Source organism: Microbacterium sp. LWH3-1.2 (assembly GCF_040675855.1).
Classification (GTDB): Bacteria; Actinomycetota; Actinomycetes; order Actinomycetales; family Microbacteriaceae; genus Microbacterium.
Genome location: NZ_JBEGIK010000001.1, coordinates 2,894,933 through 2,917,430, shown reverse-complemented (window position 1 = coordinate 2,917,430; position 22,498 = coordinate 2,894,933). Strand labels below are relative to the sequence as shown.

Genomic DNA, 22,498 nt, shown 5'->3' with positions numbered 1-22,498 from the left:
CTTAGACGCATGGCAGAGAGCTCCTGGTCGCTCGGTCGCGCACTGCGTGGCATGTTCGTCAAGCCCACGATCGACGAGACGACGTGGGACGACCTCGAGACTGCGCTGCTCACCGCGGACTTCGGCCCCGATATCACCGAGCGCATCGTCGACGAGCTGCGCGAGAAGGTGGAGCGCTACCGCACCACCGACCCGAGGGATCTGCAGCGGATGCTGAAGGAGACCCTCGAGGAGCACTTCGCGAAGTTCGACACGACGCTGCGCCTCACCGAGCGGCCCGCGGTCGTGCTGGTCGTCGGTGTCAACGGCGTCGGCAAGACGACCACGATCGGCAAGTTCGCGAAGTTCCTGCAGCGCTACGGACGCTCGGTGGTTGTCGGCGCGGCCGACACGTTCCGAGCCGCGGCGGTCGACCAGCTCGCGACGTGGGCAGAGCGCGGTGGCGCGACGATCGTCCGGCCGCAGCAGGAGGGTCAGGATCCGGCATCCGTCGCCTTCCAGACCATCGAGTACGCCAAGAACACCGGCACGGAGATCGTCCTCGTCGACACCGCAGGACGCCTGCACACCAAGGGTGGCCTGATGGACGAGCTCACCAAGATCCGTCGCGTCATCGAGAAGCAGGCGCCCATCAGCGAGGTGCTGCTCGTCCTCGACGCCACGACAGGGCAGAACGGCGTGATGCAGGCCCAGGCCTTCCTCGAGCACGCGGGCGTCACCGGCCTCGTCCTCACGAAGCTCGACGGTTCCGCGAAGGGCGGATTCGTCCTGGCGGTGCAGGAGCGGACCGGAATTCCGGTCAAGCTGCTCGGTCAGGGCGAGGGCATCGGAGACCTCACCGGCTTCACGCCGCACGTGTTCGCGGCGTCCCTCGTCGATTGAACCCGGGGCCTCTTCGAACCGAATCCGCGCCATGCCGGGTTCGGGCTATCGCCGACGCGCTCGTTGCGGTTTCATGGGGTCATGGCGATCGAGCACGACTACTTCGGACTCCTCGAATCGGGGCCTGACGGATCGATCTTCTGGTCGGAGAACGTCGAACTGGGAGACCAGTCCGTCACGGTGGATCTCACGGCACCCGACCAGGACGACGTGTCGGAGGCGGCCCTCGATGTGGCCGCCGCGCTCATCTCGTCGATCGAGGACATCGATCGCAGCGCCCGCAACGCGATGGTCAACGAGCTGAGCGACCGCACCAGCGAGGTGACCGAGTACATCCTGCAGCAGCAGGAGGCTCTCGGCGACGCCCTCGAAGACACGCTCGTCGACATCTCGGGCGACGTGCACATCGACGTGATCCGCTCGCTGCAGCTGATGAGCATGACGATCCTCGCCGACGAGCACGGAGGTGCCGACCCCTTCGCCGTGCTCGAGTACGCGCTCGACCCCGACGCCACCGACGACGTGCTGCTCGTGAACCTCGACTCCGACGGTGGCGTGCTGTCGGTGACGAGCGCCGACTAGCGTCCTCGGGTTCAGACCGCCTGGGCGAACCCGCGTTCGACGTGCACGTCCTCGGCGATGTGCGCCAGGTGCGGCGGGATCTCCCGCCCCTTCGAGATCATCGACTGCGCCCACAGGCGCCCGGCGCGGTACGACGAGCGCACGAGCGGGCCGGCCAGCACACCGAGGAACCCGATCCGCTCGGCCGCCTCCTTGAACTCGACGAACTCCTGCGGCTTCACCCAGCGAGCCACCGGAAGGTGCCGCGGCGAGGGGCGCAGGTACTGCGTGATGGTGATGATGTCGGTGCCGGCCCCGTGCAGATCCTCGAGCGCCTGCACGACCTCCTCCGGCTCCTCGCCCATGCCGAGGATGAGGTTCGACTTGGTGATGAGCCCGGCGTCACGCGCCTGCGTCAGGACGTCGAGCGAGCGCTCATAGCGGAACGCGGGGCGGATGCGCTTGAAGATGCGCGGCACTGTCTCCACGTTGTGGGCGAAGACCTCGGGGCGGCTGTCGAACACCTCGCCGAGCAGCGCCGGGTCTCCGTTGAAGTCCGTCGCGAGGATCTCGACACCGGTGTTCGGGTTCGCCGCGTGGATCGCCCGCACGGTCTCGGCGTGCAGCCACGCTCCGCCGTCGGCCAGGTCGTCGCGCGCGACCCCCGTGACGGTGGCGTAGCGGAGGTTCATGCGCACGACGCTCTCGGCGACACGGCGTGGCTCGTCGGTGTCGTAGTCGGCGGGCTTGCCGGTGTCGATCTGGCAGAAGTCGCAGCGGCGCGTGCATTGCGAGCCGCCGATCAGGAACGTGGCCTCGCGGTCCTCCCAGCACTCGTAGATGTTGGGGCAGCCGGCCTCCTGGCAGACGGTGTGCAGCTCCTCCGTCTTCACGAGCGACTGCAGCGCCTGGTACTCAGGCCCCATCTTGGCCCTCGTCTTGATCCACTCGGGCTTGCGCTCGATCGGGGTCTGCGCGTTGCGGACCTCCAGACGCAGGAGCTTGCGGCCGTCGGGAGTGGAGGACGGCGCGGATGCCGCAGCCGGCGTGCCACAGGCGCTCATGCCGCCACCCCCGCGAAGTCGTCGGCGAAAACCCGCGAGACGGTGTCGATCACGTCGCTGGGGGAGATGTCGGCGCCGGCGATCTCGCTCACGGTCGTGACCCCGGCATCCGTGATCCCGCACGGGATGATCCCTCGGAAGCCGGCCAGCGTGTTGTCGCAGTTCAGCGCGAAGCCGTGCATCGTGACGCCGCGCTGCACGCGCACCCCGATGGCCGCCACTTTGTCCTCGCCGAGCGGTCGTCGAACCCACACGCCGCTGCGGCCCTCGACGCGGTACCCGTCGACGTCGAACTCGTGCAGTGCGTCGATCAGGAGCTGCTCGAGGCGGCGCACGTGCGCGATCACGTCGACTGGCTCGGCGAGGCGGAAAATCGGGTACCCGACCAGCTGGCCGGGTCCGTGCCATGTGATCTTGCCGCCCCGGTCGACGTCGACCACGGGCGTGCCGTCGGTGGGCCGCTCATGGCGGGCGGTGCGCGCGCCTGCCGTGTACACCGGCTCGTGTTCGAGCAGCAGGAGTGTGTCGGGGCGGGTCCCCGCGACGACGTCTGCGTGGATGCTGCGCTGCAGTGCCCATCCGTCGAGATACGGCACGTAGTCGGGGGACAGGCCGACGGTCTGGATGTCGAGCATCGTGCTCCTTCGCTCGTGGCGATTGCTGGATCGCGTCCAACAATACATCCGCAACGGGTGAGGATGTCGTACGCGCGGCATCGCCGGGGCGCGTGCGGAAGGCGGCCAATAGGGTGGGCTCATGTCCACCGAGCCGCGCGCCGGACGCCCCAAGGCGTCGTCGCGAGAGACGATCGCCGAGGCCGCCTGCGAGCTCTTCCTCGAGCAGGGGTACGAGCAGACGTCGATCGTCGACATCGCCCGGCGTGCCGGAGTCAGCCGATCGAGCTTCTTCAATTACTTCTCGTCCAAATCCGACGTGCTCTGGGCGGGACTCGACGAGAGGCTCGCGGCCTTCGAGCACCGGCTCGAAGAACCGGATGGGAAGGATGCGGCCGCCTCCGTGCGCGCCGCGACGCTGGCGATCGCCGATTCCTTCGCCCCCGACAGCCTCGCGCTGGGCATCGTCAACGCGACCGCGATGAGTCTCGAGACGGAGTACGAGCGCGATGCCGCGCTGCGGCGTGCGCGGGTGGCGCGAGCGGTCGCCGGCCGCCTTCTGGGCGGCGGCGCCGACCGCGTGCGTGCGGAGGTCGCGGGAGCGGCGTGGGGTGGAGCGGTCCTCGCCGCCATCGAGGCGTGGGCCCACGACGGGGCCGGTCGTACTTCGCTGGCGCGCTTCCTCTCCCTCGCCGCCGATGCGGCCGCGCCGGTGTGGTCCGCGCCCCCGATGGCGGAGGTCGCCCAGCTCCGGGTCGTGGTGCAGGCTGCCGCCTTCGAGCAGACCCTCGCGTTCTATCGCGACGTCGTCGGGATGCCTCAGGTCGAGGCGTACGAGGCGGATGGCGGCGCCCGCGTCGCGATTCTCGCGGCCGGCCGCGCGACCCTCGAGATCGCCAATCCGGCGCAGGTCGAGTTCATCGACCGCGTCGAGACCGACGGCGATTCGCCGAGCGACCGGATCCGCCTGGCCCTCGAGGTGGCCGATACGACGAGTGCCACAGCGCGGCTGGCGAACGCGGGCGCCGAGATCGAGGCATCCGCTCGTGAAACCCCCTGGCGTTCCATCAACGCGCGCCTCCGCGGCCCCGCCGGCCTGCAGCTGACGCTCTTCCAGGAGCTCGGGCCCGAGGACTGACGTCCGACGCGCTCGACGCCGTTCCGCCGGACGCCTCTGGCAGCGGCCTCCGAGACGGTGCACGATGGTGCCCAGCGCACATCGTCGTGGGAGGTCACCGTGGAATCGGCATCCGCACTCTCCTTGCACTGCTCCGTCGCCCTCATCGGAGCGACGGGATCGGGGAAGACGATGCTGGCCGAGGCGCTGCTCCACCGCGCCGGGGCGATCTCCCGGCGGGGCTCGATCGAGCAGGGGACCACCGTGTGCGATCACGAACCCGAGGAGATCGCTCGCCACACCACGCTCGGACTGTCGCCGGCGTGGCTGTCATGGCGTGCCGACGACGCGGACTATGGCGTCACGCTCATGGACACGCCGGGGCACCCGGATTTCGTGGGCGCCGTCGATGCGGCGCTCGCGGTGGCGGATGTGGCGGTGCTCGTGGTCAGCGCCATCGACGGCGTGACGGCGGGCGCCCGCGCCGCTTGGTCCGCTGCGGAGGCCGCCGGCGTCGCGCGCGTCGTCGTCGTGACACAGGAGGACCGCGCGCGTGCGTCGTTCCGCGCCGTGCTCGATCAGCTCCGCGAGGAATTCGGAGACCGCATCTGGGCGCTCGAACTGCCGGTGGGAGAGGCCCAGTCCTTCCACGGCATCGCCGACGTGCTGAGCGAGCAGGCCGTGCTCTACGACGCCGACGGCGGCCACCACGAAGAGCCCGTGCCGGCCGACCTCGCCGAGGAGGAGCACCGTCTGCACCAGGCGGTCACCGAGGAGATCGTGTCGCGCGACGACGAGCAGCTCGAGGCGTACCTCGAGGGGCGCGAACCGCCGCCGGCCGAACTCGGGCGCACCCTCGCGCGCACCGTCGCCGCCGGCGAGGGCGTGCCGGTCGTGGTGTGCTCCGCGACGACGGGGGCAGGAGTCGACCGCGTTCTGGATCTCGTGTGCGAGCTCGCACCCGCCGTGGCGGACCATGACACTCGCATCGTGCTCGGCGTGGATTCGGACGGTGGAGGAGGCAGCGAGCACGACGTCGCTCCCGACCCCGCGGGCGACAAGCTGGTGCACGTGTTCCGCACCGTGGCCGACCCGTTCGTGGGGCAGATCGCGATGCTGAAGGTGCTGTCCGGGGTCCTACGCCCCGGCGATCGCCTGCGCAACGCGACGACAGGCGTCGAGGAGCGGATGCCGGGGCTGTTCCGGCTGCGGGGCGCCGACCACCTGCCGGTCGACGCGCTGCGCGCCGGCGAGATCGGCGCCGTCGCCAAGCTCGCCGGCACGCCGTCGGGCTCGCTGCTGTGGAGTCGGACGCAGACGAATGCCCGTCCTGCGCGACTGCCCTCTCGGCCGCCCGTGTTCGCGATGAGCCTGCAGCCGGTGTCGCAGTCCGACGACACGAAGCTCACGACGGCGCTCGGCCGCCTCCTCGCCGAGGACCCGACGCTCGTCGTGGATCGCGCGGGCCCCGACACGATCCTCCGCGGTCTCGGCGACACGCACGTGGCGGTCGCCGTCGAGCGGCTTGCTCGCGTGCTCGGCGTGCACGTCACGACCGGCCCGGCGCCCGTCGCTTACCGCGAGACGATCGCGCACGGGGCGGCGGCGGAGGGGAAACTCAAGAAGCAGTCGGGCGGACACGGGCAGTTCGCCGTGGTCATGCTGAGGGTCGCCCCGCTTCCTCCAGGTGGGGGCTTCGAGTTCGTCGACTCCGTCGTCGGCGGCGCCGTGCCGCGCTCGTACATCCCCGCCGTCGAGAAGGGCGTGCGCGACGCCCTCGCGGCCGGGGGGACCCTCGGGCATCCTGTCGTCGACGTACGTGTCGAGCTCTTCGACGGCAAGTCGCACTCGGTCGACTCGTCGGAGATGGCCTTCCGCACGGCCGCGGCGATGGGGGTCAAGACCGCGCTCGCGCAAGCCGGCGCCGTGCTGCTCGAACCGGTGTCCACCGTCGTCGTGACCGTGCCGGCCGCAGGTCAGGGGCAGGTGCTGACGGACCTGTCGGGAAGGCGCGGCCGGGTGGTCGGGACGGAAACGGACGCGGATGGACGCACCCGCGTCATGGCCACCGTCCCTGACGCGGAGCTCGCGCGCTACGTGCTCGACCTGCGCGCACTCACGGGCGGTCAGGCGGAGCTGACGCTCACGCCCTACGGCTACGAGCGTGCGCCGGAGGGCGCCCGCGCGTGAAATCACGGCGGGAGCGCACGGCGAAGCATGCAATGCGCTCCCGTAGAATCGGGGGATCATGGCGACTTTCGGCACTCTCTCCGACCGGCTCACCGAGACCTTCCGCAACCTCCGCACCAAGGGCAAGCTCACGCCCGCGGACGTCGACGGCACGGTCCGCGAGATCCGGCGAGCCCTGCTCGACGCCGACGTGGCGCTGCCCGTCGTCAAGGAGTTCACCGGCAAGGTGCGCGAGCGCGCCCTCGGCGACGAGGTCAACAAGGCGCTGAACCCTGCGCAGCAGGTCGTGCAGATCGTCAACGAGGAGCTCATCGCGATCCTCGGCGGCGAGCAGCGCCGGCTGCAGTTCGCGAAGAACCCGCCGACGGTGATCATGCTCGCCGGCCTTCAGGGTTCGGGCAAGACGACGTTCGCCGGGAAGCTGGCGAAGATGCTCGAGAAGGACGGCCACACGCCGCTCCTCATCGCCGCCGACCTTCAGCGCCCGAACGCCGTCAACCAGCTGCAGGTCGTCGCCCAGCGCGCGGGCGCCGCGATCTACGCGCCCGAGCCGGGCAACGGCGTCGGCGACCCGGTCAAGGTCGCGAGGGACGGTGTCGAGGTCGCTCGCCGCCAGCAGCACGACATCGTCATCATCGACACCGCCGGCCGTCTCGGCGTCGACGCCGAGCTCATGAAGCAGGCCGCCGACATCCGCAAGGCGACCGATCCCGACGAGGTGCTGTTCGTCATCGACGCGATGATCGGTCAGGATGCCGTCAACACGGCGAAGGCCTTCCAGGACGGCGTCGACTTCACCGGCGTCGTGCTCTCCAAGCTCGACGGCGACGCGCGCGGTGGCGCCGCGCTGTCGGTCGCGTCGGTGACCGGGCGTCCGATCATCTTCGCGTCGACGGGCGAGGGTCTCGACGACCTCGAGGCGTTCCACCCCGACCGCATGGCGTCGCGCATCCTCGACCTCGGTGACATCCTCACCCTCATCGAGCAGGCGCAGCAGGCGTTCGACGAGGCCGAGGCGCTCAAGGTCGCCGAGAAGCTCGCGACCGAGCAGTTCACGCTCGAGGACTTCCTCGAGCAGATGCAGCAGATGCGCAAGATGGGCTCGATGAAGAAGATGCTCGGGATGCTGCCGGGCATGGGGCAGATGAAGCAGCAGCTCGACGACTTCGACGAGCGCGAGATCGACCGCACCGAGGCGATCATCCGTTCGATGACCCCGGCCGAGCGGCGCAACACGAAGCTCCTCAACGGCTCCCGCCGCCTGCGCATCGCGCGCGGCTCCGGTATGACCGTGACCGACGTCAACCAGCTCGTGCAGCGGTTCGACCAGGCCGCGAAGATGATGAAGACCGTCGCCCGCGGCGGCGTGCCGAACATCCCTGGCATGGGTCCGGTTCCGGGTGCAGGGCGCCCGGGCTCGTCGTCCAAGCGTGGCAAGCAGCAGAAGACCAAGGGCTCGCGCTCGGGCAACCCGGCCAAGCGGGCTGCTGAGAACGCCGGCATCGCAGCTCAGGCCGCCGAGGCGCCCACCGGTTCCGGCTTCGGTCTCGGCGGCGGCGCGAAGGGTGCGCCCACCGAGGCCGACCTGGCCGAGCTGCAGAAGATGCTCGGCCGCGGCTGACGTCGGTCGGATCGGATGCTGCCGGCCCCAGCATCCGTCCTCCCGGCGCTCGAGGGTCAGTGGCCGAGTGCGGCGAGGTGCTCGCGGAGCGTCGGACCTGAACGGAACTCGCCGACCAGGTGACGGACGACCTCACGCAGGTCTCCGTCGGATGCGTCGGCGATCGCGAGCTGCCGCGAGTAGCTCGCACCGTCGGAGAGGATCGTCTCGATCCCGGCCAGTTCGCGAGCGCACTCGAGCTCCACGGCGATGTCGCCGACCTGTTCCAGGGTCTCGCGCAGGTGCTCGACGACGGGGCGCTGTGTGCCGAGATGGTCCACGATCACGCGCGCGTCGAGGCCGTAACGGGCGGCGCGCCACTTGTTCTCGCGCATGAACCAGGGCTGGATCGTCTCGAGGGGGAGCCTCTCGTCGAGGCGCCGTGAGAAGTGCTCCACGAGCACCTGGACCAGCGCGGCGATCGCCGCCAGTTCGGGCAGGGTCGACATGCCGTCGCACGCCCGCACCTCGATGGTGCCCCAGCGCGGTGCCGGGCGGATGTCCCATCGCACCTCGGTGGCGTCCTCCATCACCCCGGTCTTCACCATGTCGTGGAGGTATCCCTCGAACTCGCGCCAGTCGCGGAGCGGCCACGGAAGACCGGCGGTCGGCAGCTGCTGGAAGACGAGGGCGCGGTTGGAGGCGTACCCGGTGCGCTCGCCTGCCCAGAACGGGCTGGACGCCGACAGCGCCTGCAGGTGGGGCAGGTAGACCGCGAGGGCGTTGATGATCGGGAACACCTTCGCGACGTCCTCGACGCCGACGTGCACGTGGATGCCCCAGATCATCATGTTGCGCCCCCACCACTGGGTGCGCTGGATCAGCTTGTGGTAGCGGGTCTTGTCGGTGACGCTCTGGTCGTACCACTGGGCGAATGGGTGACTGCCGGCGCAGAGCAGGTCGATCCCGTGCGGATCGGTGTACGTGCGCACCTCGGCGATCGCATCGGCGATGTCGTCGACCGCGGCAGCGACGGTGCCGCCGGTGCCGCTGGTCACCTCCACGGTGTTGGTCAGCAGCTCGCCGGTGACGGTGTAGCGCTCGAGCGACGAGTGGTCCTCGAGGGCGGCGAGCAGCTCGGGACCGCGGGGGATGAGGTCTCCGGTGGCGGTGTCGGCGAGCATGAGCTCCCACTCGAGCCCCACGGACGAACGGGCGGATGTCGCGAAGGGCACCGTCATGGGCACAGTCTGACACGGCGCCGCGCCGGGTCCCTCTGGTCACGGCACGCGAAGACATCTGGTGGCGGGGCGTTCGCGGGAGCTCCTGCGTTCTGGCAGAATAGAGGGCTGGATCACCCGCTCGACCCTCTATCCAGCGCGGAGATCCTCCTTCAGAGCTTCCGCCGGGTGTGCACCCCACGCTCCAGGCGACCGGTTCAATCACTTTCCACACATTCAGGAGAATCGTGGCTGTCAAGATTCGTCTCAAGCGCCTCGGCAAGATCCGTGCGCCCTACTACCGCATCGTCGTGGCCGACTCGCGCACCAAGCGCGACGGTCGTGTCATCGAGGAGATCGGCAAGTACCACCCGACCGAGGAGCCCTCGTTCATCGAGGTCGACTCCGACCGTGCGCAGTACTGGCTGTCGGTCGGCGCCCAGCCGACCGAGCAAGTGCTCGCCATCCTCAAGCTGACCGGCGACTGGGGTCAGTTCAAGGGTGACAAGAACGCGGTCTCGACCGTGAAGACCCGCGAGGACAAGGCCGCTTACGAGGCCGACACGTCCAAGAAGTCGGTCATCAAGCCGAAGACTGAGAAGAAGGCCGAGGAGCCCGCCGAGGCTCCCGCCGACGAGGCGACCGACGCGGCCGACGACGCCGCCGAGTCCGCCGAGTAATCCGTTGCTCGCCGCCGCGCTCGAACACGTCGTCAAGGGGATCGTCGATCACCCGGACGATGTCCGCATCGACTCGAGCACCTCGCCGCGAGGCGACGTGCTCGAGGTGCACGTCCACCCCGAAGACCGGGGTCGCGTGATCGGGCGTGGCGGCCGCACGGCCAAAGCCCTGCGCACCCTCATCTCCGCCCTCGCCGACGGACGCCGCGTGCGCGTCGACGTGGCGGACGACTGAGGTGTCAGGCGAAGAGACCACGGGGCCGGGCGCAGACGCCCGCAAGCCCGTGAACGCAGTTCCCCCGACGGGCAAGACGCAGCTCCGGGTCGGTCGCCTCGTGAAGGCGCACGGTCTGAAGGGCGCGATCAAGCTCGAGCTGTACACCGACGACCCCGAGGGTCGCTTCGTCCCCGGCGCCACCTTCACCCTTCAGGTGCCCGAGTCGTCACCGTGGCACGGCAAGCCGCTCACGGTTCGCGAGTTCAGGTGGATGAACAGCCACCCCGTCGCCTTCTTCGAGGGTGTCGAGGACCGCGACGCGGCGGAGGAGCTCATCCGCGCGATCCTCTGGGTCGACGAAGACATGCAGGCCTCGCCCGCCGAGGAGGATGCCTGGTTCGACCACCAGCTCGTGGGTCTCGACGTCGTCCGCGACGGTGAGACCGTCGGCAAGGTCGCGCGCGTCGACCACCTTCCCGCGCAGGACCTGCTCATTGTGAAGGTCCGCGATGAAGAGGTGCTGGTGCCCTTCGTCAAGGCCATCGTGCCCGAAGTCGACATCGCGAGCGGCCGCGTGATCGTGACGCCGCCGGCCGGCCTCTTCGAAGAGATCCCCGACGAGGCCGACGAGACGCCTCCGACGTCGCCGGACGCCTCGGAGGGCCCCTCCGCCTGACGCCACTTCACGACCCCTCTCGGGGAACCGTGCGGCAGATGTGACCTGCGGGAAACACGACGGGAAACGGCCCGGAACCTCCGTCCGGGACCATCGAAGGCATGGGCGAAGTGCGCACCGTGTGCTCCTACTGCGGCGTCGGCTGCGGTATCTCGGTGACGACTTCGGACGCCGGGGCGGGGCATCCGCTCACCATCGCCAAGGTTGCGGGGGACCGCGCGCACCCCACGAACGCCGGCCGGCTGTGCACCAAGGGAGCGACCCACGCCGAGCTCATGCAGGCTCCGGGCCGGATGACGACCGCGCACGTTCGGCCCTCTCGCGGCGAACCGGCGGCGCCGGTTCCGGTCGCTGATGCGGTGACGGATGCCGCGGCCCGCCTTCGCGCGATCCTCGACGAGCACGGGCCCGATGCGATCGCCCTGTACGTATCGGGACAGATGAGCATGGAGGCGCAGTACCTCTCGAACAAGCTCGTCAAGGGGTATCTGCGCGGGATCCACATCGAGTCGAACTCGAGGCTGTGCATGGCGTCGGCCGGGACCGGCTACAAGCAATCGCTCGGAGCCGACGGTCCGCCGGGATCGTACGAGGACTTCGACCGCGCCGACCTCTTCTTCGTCATCGGGTCCAACACGGCCGACTGCCACCCGATCCTGTTCCTGCGCATGGCCGACCGGCTGAAGCAGGGTGCGAAGCTCATCGTCGTCGACCCTCGTCGCACGACGACCGCGGATCGCGCGGACCTCTTCCTGCAGATCGCGCCGGGGACGGACCTCGCCCTGCTGAACGGCCTGCTGCACCTGCTGGTGGAGGCCGGGGACATCGACGACGAGTTCATCGCCGCGCACACCGAGGGGTGGGAACACATGGCGGAGCTCCTCGCCGAGTACCCGCCGGCGCGCGTCGCCGAACTGACGGGACTCGCCGAGGCGGACATCCGCACCGCCGCCCGCTGGATCGGCGAGGCCGGCGAGTGGATGACGCTGTGGACGATGGGACTCAACCAGTCGACCCACGGCACCTGGTCCACGAACGCGATCTGCAACCTGCACCTCGCCACCGGCGCGATCTGCCGCCCCGGCAGCGGCCCGTTCTCTCTCACCGGCCAGCCGAACGCGATGGGCGGGCGGGAGATGGGCTACATGGGGCCCGGACTTCCCGGCCAGCGCGCAGTGTTCAGCGCACCCGACCGTGCGTTCGTCGAGGACGTCTGGGGGCTCGAGTCCGGTGCGATCCGTGCGGAGTCGGGCTCGGGCACGATCGACATGTTCCGGCGCGCGGCCGACGGCGAGATCAAGGCCGTCTGGATCATCTGCAGCAACCCGGTCGCGTCGGTCGCGAATCGCAAGACGGTGATTCAGGCGCTCGAGACCGCCGAGCTCGTCATCGCGCAGGACGTCTACACCGAGACAGCCACCACTGCCTATGCCGACATCCTGCTGCCGGCCACGCTGTGGGTGGAGGCCGACGGCGTCACGGTCAACAGCGACCGCACCCTCACGCTCGTCCGCGACGTCGTCGCGGCGCCGGGCGAGGCGCAGCCGGACTGGCTCACGATCTGTCAGATCGCCCGGGCGATGGGTTTCGACGGGTTCGACTTCGTCTCCAGCGCCGAGGTGTTCGACGAGATCCGCCGGTTCTGGAACCCGCAGACGGGGTGGGACCTGCGCGGCGTGACGTACGAGCGGCTGCGTGAGACGCCGGTGCAGTGGCCGGCCCCTCCGGACGACTCCGCGACGCGGCATCCGATCCGGTACCTCAACGACGGGATGAGCCAGTCGCTGCACGTAGAGGACGACGGGACGGTGCCGCGCCTGGCATTCGCGACGCCGTCGCGGCGCGCGCAGTTCCTCGCGCGACCCCACCTCGCGCCGGCTGAGCTGCCCGACGACGACTACCCGTGGGTTCTGAACACGGGGCGTCTCCCACATCACTGGCACACGCTCACCAAGACAGGCCGTGTCGCGAAGCTCACCAAGCTGCACCCTGGACCGTTCGTCGAGGTGCATCCCGTCGATGCGGAGCGGCTCGGGATCGCCGCGGGCGACCACGTCGAGGTCGCGTCGCGCCGCGGGCGGTTCGTCGTGCCCGCCGTGCTCACCGACCGCGTGCAGCCAGGGGGCGTGTTCGCACCCTTCCACTGGAACGACGAGCACGGCGAGTACGTGACGGTCAACGCGGTGACCAGCGACGCCGTCGACCCGCTGTCGTCGCAGCCCGAGTTCAAGTTCGCGGCGGTATCGCTGCGCCGCGTCGGCCCCGCGGTCGGCGGCGGCTCGTCGACGACGTCCGCCGACGAGGCGCTCGCGAGCGCCGGGGTGGCCCTCGCTCCGCCTCAGCTCAGCGATCTCGAGGGTGCGTACCTCGCCGGTTTCCTCTCGACGGTCAGATCGGTGGTGCTGGCACCCGGCGAGGTGCCGGTGCTGCCGGCGGAGGCCCCCCTGAGAGCAATCGCGCGGGCGTGGTTCGACGGCGTCCTCGCCGGCGCGTTCTCGCGGACCTCGATCGGGGTGACCACGGCGGAGGCGCTCGACGAGGTCGTGGTGCTGTGGGGTTCGCAGACCGGCAACGCCGAGGAGTTCGCCACGGCGGCGAGCGCTGCCCTGGGTGCACGTGGCATCCCCGCGCGTGCCCGCAGCATGGCCGAACTGCGCGCGACGGACCTCACGGCGGTGAAGCGGCTGCTCGTGGTCACCTCCACGTTCGGCGACGGCGGCCCACCCGATAACGCGGCCGCCCTGTGGCACGAACTCAACGCAGACGGCGCGCCCGAGTTGTCCGGCCTGCGCTATGCCGTGCTCGCGCTCGGCGACTCGAACTACGACGATTTCTGCGGCCACGGCCGCCGCCTCGACGCGCGCCTGGGCGAGCTCGGCGCGACGGCGCTCCTCGACCGGGTCGATCTCGAGCCCGATGCCGAGGAACCGCGGGAGGCGTGGCTGACCCAGATCCTCGACACGCTGGCCGCGGAGGGGACGACGGGTGCGGCATCCGTCTCCCTTCAGGCTCCACCGGCCAAGCGGCTGTTCAGCCGGGCCAACCCGGTGCAGGCGGCGCTCGTGCGCAACGATCTGCTGAGCGGGCCGGGGTCCCAGAAGGAGGTTCGGCGCTTCGCCTTCGACCTCTCCGACTCGGGCGCGACGTACGAGGCCGGCGATTCGCTGGGCGTCGTGTGCGCCAACGCTCCGGCGGTCGTCGCGGAATGGCTCGACGCGACCGGCATCGCTGCGCTGGAGATCGTGGAGATCGACGGCGAGGAGCGCACCTTCGCCGACGCTCTGAGGACGCGGCTCGATATCACGAAGACGCCGGTCGACCTGGTGCGCTTCGTCGCGGAGCGCAGCGGCGACAGCATGCTCGCGGGGCTGCTGCGGCGCGAGAACAAAGGCCGCCTCGAGCAGTTCCTGTGGAGCCAGCAGGCCGTCGACCTCGTGCGCGACTTCCCGGTGCAGGCCACCGCCGCTGACTGGGCCGGCGTGCTCAAGCGGCTGCAGCCCCGCCAGTACTCGATCTCGTCGAGCCCCAAGACAGACCCCGACACCGTGGAGCTCACGGTGTCGGTGGTGCGCTTCCAGACCGACTCCGGACGCGCCCGCGGCGGCGTGTGCTCGACGTTCCTGGCGGACGGCGACGCGCTCGCGCCGCCCGTCTATCTGCAGCGATCGCCGGCGTTCCGGCCGCCGAAGACCGGCGACACTCCCATGATCATGATCGGGCCCGGCACGGGCATTGCGCCGTTCCGCGCGTTCCTGCACGACCGCCGCGCCGACGGTCACACCGGGCGCAACTGGCTGTTCTTCGGCGAGCAGCACGCCGCGAGCGACTTCTACTACCGCGACGAGCTCGACGAGATGCGCGAGGACGGGTTCCTCACGCGGCTCGACGTGGCGTTCTCGCGCGACCAGCGGCAGAAGATCTACGTGCAGGACCGCATGATCGAGCACGGCGCCCACCTGTGGCGCTGGCTCCAGGACGACGGCGCCCATGTCTACGTGTGCGGCGACGCCATGCGCATGGCCAAGGACGTCGACGCGACCCTCGTCGCGATCGCGCAGCAGCACGGCAAGCTCTCCGAGGAGGCCGCCGCCGAGTATGTGCGGGGCCTCGCCGCGGATGAGCGCTACGTCCGCGACGTGTACTGAGTCCGCAGCGCCGGCCGTCGTCGGCCGCGCGAGCGCCGTCCCGCCCACCCGGATCGCGCTGACAGGGCAGAACCCCAGGGCAGGCATGTCCCGATGCCTCGCCCTCCTGTCCCGAGTCCCGCTGCGCGTGCCGGGTCTTGCGAGCGAGCGCGGGACATGCCCGCCGGGAGGGTCGCGGCGCGCGGCCATCATCGCTCACACATGAGAAGAGCGGATGCCTCTGGTCGAGGCATCCGCTCTTCTGCTGAGCACGCGCGTCAGATGCGCTGCTTGGCCAGCGAGGTGCGCGGGATCACGTACACGAACACCGTGAGCAGCAGCAGCCCGACGTATGCGGCGACGAAGCCGTAGAACGCGGCCTGGTAGCCGCCCGTGGCGAGCTGCGAGGCGTTGAGCACCTGCGGCACGAGGAAGCCGCCGTAGGCGCCGATCGCCGAGATGAGTCCGAGAGCTGCGGCCGCCTTGCGGATCATCTTCGTCGACTCCGGCGTGCCCGGCTCGTACCCCCGCGCCTGAGAGCGCGCGGCGAAGATGCTCGGGATCATGCGGTAGGTCGAGCCGTTGCCCATTCCGGTGGCCGCGAACAGCACGAGGAAGCACGCGAGGAACACCACGAAGTTGTGCATCGGCAGCGTCCAGACGAGCGCCAGCGCGCCGAGAGCCATGATCGAGAAGGCGCCGACGGTGACGCGTGCGCCGCCGAACCGATCGGCGAGCTTTCCGCCATACGGGCGGGCGAGCGAGCCGACGAGCGCGCCGAGGAAGGCCAGCGAGACGGCCGCCTGTCCGACCTGGATCGTCGAGAACTCGGGGAACTGGTCGGCGATGAGCTTCGGGAAGACGCTCGCGAAGCCGATGAACGAGCCGAAGGTGCCGATGTAGAGCACCGCCATGATCCACAGGTGAGGTTCGCGCAGCGCCGCGGCGGAGCCGCCGAAGTCCGCCTTGGCCGACGACAGGTTGTCCATGTAGCGCCATGCGCCCCACATCGCGACGAGGATGAGCGGGATCCACATCCAGCCGGCGAGCGAGATATTGAGGGTCGCGCCGGCGCCGATGGTCACCGCGATCGGCACGGCGAACTGCGCGACCGAGGTACCGAGGTTGCCGCCGGCGGCGTTCAGGCCGAGGGCCCAGCCCTTCTCCTTCTGCGGGAAGAAGTAGGTGATGTTGGCCATCGAACTCGCGAAGTTGCCGCCGCCGACGCCGCCGAGGGCCGCGACGAGCAGCAGCACGCCGAACGGGGTCTCGGGGTTCGCGACGACGATGCCGAGGAGCACGGCCGGGATGAGCAGCAGGCCCGCCGACACGATCGTCCAGTTGCGGCCGCCGAAGATCGCGACCATGAACGTGTACGGGAAGCGCAGCGTGGCGCCGACGAGGCTCGGCAGCGAGATGAGCCAGAACGACTCCGAGCTGGTGAGCTGGAAGCCGGCGGCCGGCAGCATCACGACGACGATGCTCCACAGCTGCCAGATGATGAACCCGAGGAACTCGGCGAAGATGGACCAGCCGAGGTTGCGCCGCGCGATGGCGCGGCCCGAGGCCGCCCAGAACGTGGAGTTCTCCGCATTCCAGCCGTCGATCCAGCGGCCCGGGCGATGGGTGAGGGTGACCGGCGCATCGGCCGGGGCGATGGTGCGGGATGGATCAGCGGTATCCGTCATCGACGGCGTATCGGTCGTGGTCATGGCGCCTCCCTGAGGTGAGCAGACACTTGGGGGTGAGTGTGTCTCCACGTTAGGGACCCCGTGTTTCGGCCCGTCTGCCCACCCGGTTACCTCTCCGTCACTTCTCGATCACGGACGCCGCGGCCCGAGGTGGACGCCCCGTCACACGTCGGAAACACGCCAGGCTCCTAGACTCGAAGGCATGCGCGTCGACATCGTCACGATCTTCCCGACGTTCTTCGACGTGCTCGGCGTCTCGCTGATCGGGAAGGCCCGTGATCGGGGCATCCTCGACATGCACGTCCACGACCTGCGGGACTGGACACACGATCGGCACCGCACCGTCGACGACACCCCCTACGGAGGCGGCGCCGGCATGGTGATGAAGCCGGAACCCTGGGGTGAGGCCCTCGACCAGGTGCTGAGCGACGACGCCGTGCTGCTGGTGCCGTCGCCCGCCGGCGAGCTGTTCTCCCAGCCGATGGCGCGCGAGCTCGCCGGCGAGGAGCACCTCGTGTTCGCCTGCGGACGCTACGAAGGGATCGATCAGCGCGTCGTCGACCACTACTCGGCGCGCGGGCGAGTGCGGCTCGTGAGCCTCGGCGACTATGTGCTCAACGGGGGAGAGGTGGCCGCGATGGCGGTGATCGAGGCCGTGTCGCGCCTCATCCCCGGCGTCGTCGGCAACCCTGAGAGCCTCGTGGAGGAATCGCACGAGCTCGGCCTGCTCGAGTACCCGAGCTACACGAAGCCCGCCGAGTGGCGCGGGCACGAGGTGCCGCCGGTGCTGCTCAGCGGCAACCACGGTGCGATCGCCTCGTGGCGGCACGAGCAGAGTCTGGAGCGCACCCGGGCGCACCGGCCCGACCTGCTGCCGGATCGGGATCCCGCCGCCTGAGGACGGCCGGATGCCGCAAGCGCTGAGGGTCCGACTGGCGGCGTCAAGCAGATTCGATGACGTTGAGCCGGTAGCCGCGCTTGACCACGGTCTTCACCAGGTCGGGGACCCCCAGCGACTCGCGGAGCCGTGCGACGGCCATCTCCACGGCGTGGGTGTTCTCACCCGATCGCGGAAGCGCCGCCTGCAGGCGAGGTCGCGACACGACGCCGCCATGGGCGTCGAACAGCGCGGCGACGATGTCGGTGGCGCTTCGCGACAGGGGGATGTGGCGGCCGTCGAGCACGATGCCCGTGCTGCGCAGTTCGAGGCGTCCCGCCGAGGTCGCCAGTGACGCCGCGCCACCCCCGCCGAAGTGCGTGACGACAGCCCGCACCAGCGAGCCGAGGCGGCCACGCTCGGCGATCAGCGGGTGAAGGCCCGCATCCTGCAGCGGCCCGGCGGTGATCGGTCCGACGGCGGCCATGAGAAGGCGTCCCTCCGCCTCGCGGTCGACGATCTCGTCGTGCACGCCCTCGCCCCGCGCGGCAGCGATCCACTCCGCGGCGCCGGGGGCGGACGTGAACAGGACCGCGTCGACCTCGCCCTGCGCCGCCGCGACGACGGAGCGCGACACCGCGGCGGGGTCGGGAGGAGGACCCCAGCGGTACACGGTGAGGCTCACGACCTCCGCGCCCGCGCCCTCGAACAGCTCATCGAGGCCATCGGCCCCGGAGCCGTGGTGCTGGACCGCTACGCGCTTGCCCGCGACGCCCTCGGCGAGGAGGAACTCTCCCAGCTCGGCCGAGGTCTCGGACTCCGCCACCCAGTCGGCGGTGAGGCCCGCCTGCTGGATCGCGCCGCGAGCCTTGGGCCCGCGCGCGACGATCTGGGCGCGCGACAGGGCGAGGTGGAGGTCGTCGAGGAGCCCGGCTTCGTCGGCGGCCTCCATCCAGCCGCGGAAGCCCACGCCGGTCGTCGCGACGACCACGTCGGGCTGCAGCGCGATGAGCTTGCGCGTCGCGGCGATCAGTGCGTCATCGTCGATGTGCGGCACGATCGTCAGCGCGGGCGCGTGGCGCACCTGCGCGCCGTGACGCTCGAGCGCGGCGGCAAGCTCCGAGGAGCGACGATCGACAGCGATGACGATCGTGCAGCCGTCGAGTGCGGCCGAGAGGGTGGGGCGGGGGGTGGAGCTCAAAGGACGATGTCACCTGCCAGTTGGGGGTCGGGAAGCAGCAGCCCGGCGCGAGCGACCTCGCCGACCACGATGACCGCGGGATTGCGCACGCCGGCGAGGCCCGCGTCGACCACGACACACCCCAGGGTACTGCGGGTCGTGCGCTGATCGCGGTGGTGGCCGCGCTCGACGATCGCGACGGGGCGATCGGCCGGCACCCCGGCGTGCAAGGCGTCCGACACGATGCGCGGCAGGGCGCCGACGCCCATGAGGATGACCGTCGTCACGGAGTCGTCACGGAGAGCCGCGAGCGTGGCCTCGGTCACCTCCGAGGGACCGTTCATGATGTGCACCGCCCCCGCGACACCGCGATGGGTGATCGGGATGCCGGCGGCCTGGGGTACGGCGACGGCGCTCGAGATGCCGGGCACGACGTCGACGGGAATGCCCGCCGCGAGACACGCGGCCACCTCCTCGCCGCCGCGGCCGAAGACGAACGGGTCTCCACCTTTGAGGCGCACCACGCGCTTGCCCGCGCGGGCGCGGTCGACGAGGAGCTCGTTGATCTCGTCCTGCGGGACCGGGTGGTGGCCGGGCAGCTTGCCCACGTCGATGATCTCGACGTCGGGACCCACGTGGTCGCGGATGTCGGTCGGACCGAGCCTGTCCATGACGACGACCTCCGCCCGCGTCAGCAGGCGCCAGGCTCGCAGTGTGAGCAGATCGATGGGACCCGGGCCGCCACCAATGAGGTCGACGCGCCCGACGGTGCTCTTCGCTCGCCCGGTCATCACTCGTCCCAGCGGACCAGGACGTGCCCGGCGTCGACGGTCACCGGCCAGACGTGCAGGCTCTTCGGCTCCTTGCCCTGCGTGTCGAGGCAGACGCCGGTGCGCAGGTCGAACACCTGCTTGTACATCGGCGAGGCGACCGTGGGAACGTCCTGCCGGGTGCCGACGATGCCGCGCGAGATGACGTGCGCGTGGCTGTAGGGGTCAAGGTTCGAGACGGCGTGGACGCGGCCCGCCGACCCGTCGGGGCCGTGCAGGAGGAAGAGCGCGATCTGCGTGCCACCGAGGAGCGCGGCGCGGCCGCGCTCCACCTCGAGGTCGTCCAGAGCGCACACGCGCACCCATCCGTCCGGGGCGGTGTACTCGTCCGTCTGCGGCTCGACGAGGGTCATCGGCGCACCTCCAGGGTCGTTCCGGCGATGAGGACGCGCGAGTCGGCGCGCTCATCCTCGGTGGCGGGTCGGGGCTGGCCGCGCTCGGCGGTGTAGGCCAGCGAGGGGTCGGGCGTGGTCGGCGCGTTGACGAACGACGCGAACCGGCGGAGCTTCTCAGGGTCTTCGAGGGTCGCCTTCCACTCGTCCTCGTACGAGTCGAGGTGGGCCGCCATCGCAGCGTCGAGGTCGGCGCAGATGCCGAGACTGTCCTCGAAGATGACGTCGCGCAGACCCTGGATGCCGCCGTCCAGGTCCTCGAACCACGGCGCAGTGCGCTGCAGGCGGTCGGCGGTGAAGATGTAGTACATCAGGAACCGGTCGATGGCCGTGAGGAGCTCATCGTCGCTGAGTCCCTCGGCGAGCAGGACCGCGTGGCGGGGCGTGAAGCCGCCGTTGCCACCGACGTACATGTTCCAGCCCGCCTCGGTGGCGATCACGCCGACGTCCTTGCCGCGCGCCTCCGCGCACTCCCGGGCGCAGCCCGAGACGCCGAGCTTCAGCTTGTGCGGCGAGCGGAGCCCCCGGTAGCGCAGCTCGAGCTGCACCGCCATGCCGACCGAGTCCTGCACGCCATAGCGGCACCACGTCGAGCCGACGCACGACTTCACCGTGCGCAGCGACTTGCCGTACGCGTGGCCGGACTCGAAGCCGGCGTCCACGAGCTGCTTCCAGATCTCGGGCAGCTGCTCGAGGCGGGCGCCGAACATATCGATCCGCTGGCCGCCCGTGATCTTCGTGTAGAGACCGAAGTCCTTCGCGACCTGGCCGATGACCAGCAGCCCCTCTGGCGTGATCTCGCCGCCGGGGATGCGGGGGACCACCGAGTAGCTGCCGTCCTTCTGGAGGTTCGCCATCACGTGGTCGTTGGTGTCCTGCAGAGTGGCGTTCTCGCCCTCGAGCACGTGGCCCCGCACGAGCGTCGACAGGATGCTGGCGAGGGCCGGCTTGCAGATGTCGCAGCCGCGACCGGTGCCGAAGCGCTCGATGACGGCGCTGAAGGTCTCAAGACCCGACACCCGCACGGCGTCGAACAGCTGGCGACGCGACATGTCGAAGTGCTCGCAGATCGCGTTGCTGAGCGCCGCTCCGGACTTCGCGAGCTCGGTGCCGACGATCTTCTTGACCATCATCACGCACGAACCGCACGCGGCCCCGGCCTTCGTGCAGAACTTGATGGCCGCGACATCCGTGCAGCCCTCCTCGTGCACCGCGTGGCGGATGGCCCCCGCCGTGACGCTGTTGCACGAGCACACGAGCGCCTCGTCGGGAAGGTCGCCGGTCGGTGCGGCGACGCCGCCCTCGGGCATGAGATAGGCGGCAGGGTCACCGCCCAGCGCGCCGCCGACGAGCGGCCGGAGCGACCCGTACGCCGATGCGTCGCCGACGAGGATGCCGCCGAGCAGCGTTTTCGCGTCGTCCGAGAGCACGAGCTTCTTGTAGACGCCGGCCACGGGATCGGCGTAGGTGACGTCCAGCGCGCCAGGCGTCTCGGCGAAGGCGTCGCCGAAGCTGGCAACATCCACGCCCGACAGCTTGAGCTTCGTCGACAGGTCGTAACCGGGGAAGGATGCCTCGCCACCGAGCAGGCGCGTCGCGGCGACCTCGGCCATGGCATAGCCGGGAGCAACGAGGCCGACGCACATTCCGTCGTAATTGGCGACCTCGCCGATCGCCAGCACGCGGGGATCGGACGTCTGGCAGCCGGCGTCGATCAGCACGCCGCCGCGAGGGTGCACGTCGAGGCCCGCGGTGCGCGCGAGCTCGTCGCGAGGCCGCACGCCGACAGTGAAGACCACGACGTCGGTGCGCGCGTAGGTGCCGTCGCGGAACTCGAGGCCCGTCACCTGCCCGGAACGGTCGGGGTCGAGGCGGGTCGTGACCGCCTCGGTCTTGACCGCGATGCCGCGCGATTCGATGAGGCGCCGCAGGGCGTTGCCTGCGGGGAGATCCAGCTGCGCCGACATCAGCCGGTCGGAGGACTGGACCACCGTGCAGTCGACGTCGAGGCCCTGCAGGGCGCCCGCGGCCTCGAGTCCGAGGAGTCCGCCGCCGATGACGGTGCCGACGAGCGGACGCCCGAGCTCGGCCGAGCGGCGCTGCACGAACTCCTCGAGCTCCTCGACGTCGTCGAGGGTGCGGTACACGAAACAGCCTTCGAGGCCGAAGCCGTCGACGGCCAGACGTGCGGCGTAGGAGCCTGTCGCGAGGACGAGACGGTCGTAGGCGACGCTCGTGCCGCTGCGCGTCGTCACGCGACGCGCGCCGCGGTCGATGCGGGTGACGGCCTCGCCGCGGAGGAACCGCACGCGCTCGTCGTCGAGCACTGCGCGTTCGAGCTCCAGGTCTTCGGGGGAGGCGCCCGCGAAGAACCCGGTCAGTCCCACCCGGTCGTAGGGGTGGCGCTCCTCCTCGCCGATGAGCGTGATGCGCCACTCCTCGCCGGCCCGGCTGAGCAGGCTCTCGACGAAGCGGTGGGCGACCATGCCCGCGCCGACGATCACCACGTGGGTGCCGAGGGCAGGGGTCTCACTCATGCCGTCACCGTACGCGGGTGATGTTGCAGCAGCGTCAGCGTCGTGT

18 protein-coding genes are annotated in these 22,498 nt (G+C 70.3%); 10 read left to right on the top strand and 8 right to left on the bottom strand.

Annotated elements, in window-relative coordinates:
• The first annotated feature begins 9 nt into the window (after window positions 1-9).
• Together ftsY and MRBLWH3_RS13590 are read left to right on the top strand one after the other, a co-directional pair.
• Window positions 10-882, top strand: a complete 873-nt coding sequence (gene ftsY / locus MRBLWH3_RS13595; protein ID WP_341998986.1) for a signal recognition particle-docking protein FtsY — start codon at window positions 10-12, stop codon at window positions 880-882.
• 81 nt (window positions 883-963) lie between these two features.
• On the top strand, window positions 964-1,464 hold the full coding sequence (locus MRBLWH3_RS13590) for a DUF2004 domain-containing protein (RefSeq protein ID WP_363432853.1): 501 nt from the start codon (window positions 964-966) through the stop codon (window positions 1,462-1,464).
• Between the two features lie 11 nt (window positions 1,465-1,475).
• Here the strand turns inward: MRBLWH3_RS13590 and lipA are convergent, their stop codons facing one another.
• Together lipA and lipB are read right to left on the bottom strand one after the other, a co-directional pair.
• The gene (lipA, locus tag MRBLWH3_RS13585; protein ID WP_363432850.1) at window positions 1,476-2,507 is read right to left on the bottom strand and encodes a lipoyl synthase; all 1,032 of its coding nucleotides are present in this window, start codon (window positions 2,505-2,507) and stop codon (window positions 1,476-1,478) included.
• Window positions 2,504-3,142, bottom strand: coding sequence for a lipoyl(octanoyl) transferase LipB (gene lipB, locus MRBLWH3_RS13580; RefSeq protein WP_363432847.1), 639 nt, complete (start codon window positions 3,140-3,142; stop codon window positions 2,504-2,506). Before lipB ends, lipA begins: the two co-directional genes overlap by 4 nt.
• A gap of 121 nt (window positions 3,143-3,263) precedes the next feature.
• Between lipB and MRBLWH3_RS13575 the strand changes: the two genes are divergently transcribed.
• From MRBLWH3_RS13575 to ffh, 3 genes are all read left to right on the top strand, one after another.
• Window positions 3,264-4,259: a TetR family transcriptional regulator gene (locus MRBLWH3_RS13575; protein ID WP_363432844.1), complete on the top strand. Its 996-nt coding sequence runs from the start codon at window positions 3,264-3,266 to the stop codon at window positions 4,257-4,259.
• Between the two features lie 99 nt (window positions 4,260-4,358).
• On the top strand, window positions 4,359-6,428 hold the full coding sequence (locus MRBLWH3_RS13570) for an elongation factor G (protein WP_363432841.1): 2,070 nt from the start codon (window positions 4,359-4,361) through the stop codon (window positions 6,426-6,428).
• Between the two features lie 58 nt (window positions 6,429-6,486).
• A complete protein-coding gene (ffh, locus tag MRBLWH3_RS13565; protein ID WP_363432838.1) occupies window positions 6,487-8,049 on the top strand; it encodes a signal recognition particle protein in 1,563 nt (520 codons plus the stop codon).
• 56 nt (window positions 8,050-8,105) lie between these two features.
• On the opposite strand, the gene MRBLWH3_RS13560 is transcribed toward ffh, so the two are convergent.
• Window positions 8,106-9,269 carry a glutamate--cysteine ligase gene (locus MRBLWH3_RS13560; protein WP_363432835.1) on the bottom strand — a complete coding sequence of 388 codons (1,164 nt, stop codon included), beginning with the start codon at window positions 9,267-9,269 and terminating at the stop codon, window positions 8,106-8,108.
• Window positions 9,270-9,496: 227 nt separating this feature from the next.
• Here MRBLWH3_RS13560 and rpsP point away from each other — a divergent pair, with 227 nt between their 5' ends.
• From rpsP to MRBLWH3_RS13540, 4 genes are all read left to right on the top strand, one after another.
• Entirely contained in the window at window positions 9,497-9,928 is a 432-nt protein-coding gene (gene rpsP, locus MRBLWH3_RS13555) for a 30S ribosomal protein S16 (RefSeq protein WP_363432832.1), read from the top strand.
• Window positions 9,929-9,932: 4 nt separating this feature from the next.
• Window positions 9,933-10,163, top strand: coding sequence for an RNA-binding protein (locus MRBLWH3_RS13550; protein ID WP_106814138.1), 231 nt, complete (start codon window positions 9,933-9,935; stop codon window positions 10,161-10,163).
• 49 nt (window positions 10,164-10,212) lie between these two features.
• Window positions 10,213-10,821: a ribosome maturation factor RimM gene (rimM, locus tag MRBLWH3_RS13545; RefSeq protein ID WP_363432828.1), complete on the top strand. Its 609-nt coding sequence runs from the start codon at window positions 10,213-10,215 to the stop codon at window positions 10,819-10,821.
• Between the two features lie 101 nt (window positions 10,822-10,922).
• The gene (locus MRBLWH3_RS13540; RefSeq protein ID WP_363432825.1) at window positions 10,923-14,966 is read left to right on the top strand and encodes a bifunctional nitrate reductase/sulfite reductase flavoprotein subunit alpha; all 4,044 of its coding nucleotides are present in this window, start codon (window positions 10,923-10,925) and stop codon (window positions 14,964-14,966) included.
• Between the two features lie 257 nt (window positions 14,967-15,223).
• Here the strand turns inward: MRBLWH3_RS13540 and MRBLWH3_RS13535 are convergent, their stop codons facing one another.
• Window positions 15,224-16,657: an MFS transporter gene (locus MRBLWH3_RS13535; RefSeq protein ID WP_363432822.1), complete on the bottom strand. Its 1,434-nt coding sequence runs from the start codon at window positions 16,655-16,657 to the stop codon at window positions 15,224-15,226.
• Window positions 16,658-16,838: 181 nt separating this feature from the next.
• Here MRBLWH3_RS13535 and trmD point away from each other — a divergent pair, with 181 nt between their 5' ends.
• Window positions 16,839-17,534: a tRNA (guanosine(37)-N1)-methyltransferase TrmD gene (gene trmD / locus MRBLWH3_RS13530; RefSeq protein ID WP_363432819.1), complete on the top strand. Its 696-nt coding sequence runs from the start codon at window positions 16,839-16,841 to the stop codon at window positions 17,532-17,534.
• A 43-nt stretch (window positions 17,535-17,577) separates the two neighbouring features.
• On the opposite strand, the gene MRBLWH3_RS13525 is transcribed toward trmD, so the two are convergent.
• The 4 genes from MRBLWH3_RS13525 to nirB are packed head-to-tail and all read right to left on the bottom strand — an operon-like array spanning window position 17,578 to window position 22,452.
• A complete protein-coding gene (locus tag MRBLWH3_RS13525; RefSeq protein WP_363432816.1) occupies window positions 17,578-18,714 on the bottom strand; it encodes a uroporphyrinogen-III synthase in 1,137 nt (378 codons plus the stop codon).
• Window positions 18,711-19,484 (bottom strand): uroporphyrinogen-III C-methyltransferase, encoded by a 774-nt coding sequence (gene cobA, locus MRBLWH3_RS13520; RefSeq protein WP_363432813.1) that lies wholly within the window; start codon window positions 19,482-19,484, stop codon window positions 18,711-18,713. The genes MRBLWH3_RS13525 and cobA overlap by 4 nt, the downstream gene beginning before the upstream one ends.
• Window positions 19,484-19,876, bottom strand: coding sequence for a nitrite reductase small subunit NirD (gene nirD, locus MRBLWH3_RS13515; RefSeq protein WP_363432810.1), 393 nt, complete (start codon window positions 19,874-19,876; stop codon window positions 19,484-19,486). Before nirD ends, cobA begins: the two co-directional genes overlap by 1 nt.
• Window positions 19,873-22,452 (bottom strand): nitrite reductase large subunit NirB, encoded by a 2,580-nt coding sequence (gene nirB / locus MRBLWH3_RS13510; protein ID WP_363432807.1) that lies wholly within the window; start codon window positions 22,450-22,452, stop codon window positions 19,873-19,875. The genes nirD and nirB overlap by 4 nt, the downstream gene beginning before the upstream one ends.
• Window positions 22,453-22,498: the final 46 nt, after the last annotated feature.

What these genes read in the sequence shown, in the direction of transcription:
- ffh (WP_363432838.1), top strand. Translation starts at nt 6,487, where the DNA reads ATGGCGACTTTCGGCACTCTCTCCGACCGGCTCACCGAGACCTTCCGC.
- MRBLWH3_RS13560 (WP_363432835.1), bottom strand. Translation starts at nt 9,269, where the DNA reads ATGACGGTGCCCTTCGCGACATCCGCCCGTTCGTCCGTGGGGCTCGAG.
- MRBLWH3_RS13540 (WP_363432825.1), top strand. Translation starts at nt 10,923, where the DNA reads ATGGGCGAAGTGCGCACCGTGTGCTCCTACTGCGGCGTCGGCTGCGGT.
- lipB (WP_363432847.1), bottom strand. Translation starts at nt 3,142, where the DNA reads ATGCTCGACATCCAGACCGTCGGCCTGTCCCCCGACTACGTGCCGTAT.
- MRBLWH3_RS13535 (WP_363432822.1), bottom strand. Translation starts at nt 16,657, where the DNA reads ATGACCACGACCGATACGCCGTCGATGACGGATACCGCTGATCCATCC.
- trmD (WP_363432819.1), top strand. Translation starts at nt 16,839, where the DNA reads ATGCGCGTCGACATCGTCACGATCTTCCCGACGTTCTTCGACGTGCTC.
- lipA (WP_363432850.1), bottom strand. Translation starts at nt 2,507, where the DNA reads ATGAGCGCCTGTGGCACGCCGGCTGCGGCATCCGCGCCGTCCTCCACT.
- MRBLWH3_RS13590 (WP_363432853.1), top strand. Translation starts at nt 964, where the DNA reads ATGGCGATCGAGCACGACTACTTCGGACTCCTCGAATCGGGGCCTGAC.
- MRBLWH3_RS13575 (WP_363432844.1), top strand. Translation starts at nt 3,264, where the DNA reads ATGTCCACCGAGCCGCGCGCCGGACGCCCCAAGGCGTCGTCGCGAGAG.
- cobA (WP_363432813.1), bottom strand. Translation starts at nt 19,484, where the DNA reads ATGACCGGGCGAGCGAAGAGCACCGTCGGGCGCGTCGACCTCATTGGT.
- nirB (WP_363432807.1), bottom strand. Translation starts at nt 22,452, where the DNA reads ATGAGTGAGACCCCTGCCCTCGGCACCCACGTGGTGATCGTCGGCGCG.
- ftsY (WP_341998986.1), top strand. Translation starts at nt 10, where the DNA reads ATGGCAGAGAGCTCCTGGTCGCTCGGTCGCGCACTGCGTGGCATGTTC.
- nirD (WP_363432810.1), bottom strand. Translation starts at nt 19,876, where the DNA reads ATGACCCTCGTCGAGCCGCAGACGGACGAGTACACCGCCCCGGACGGA.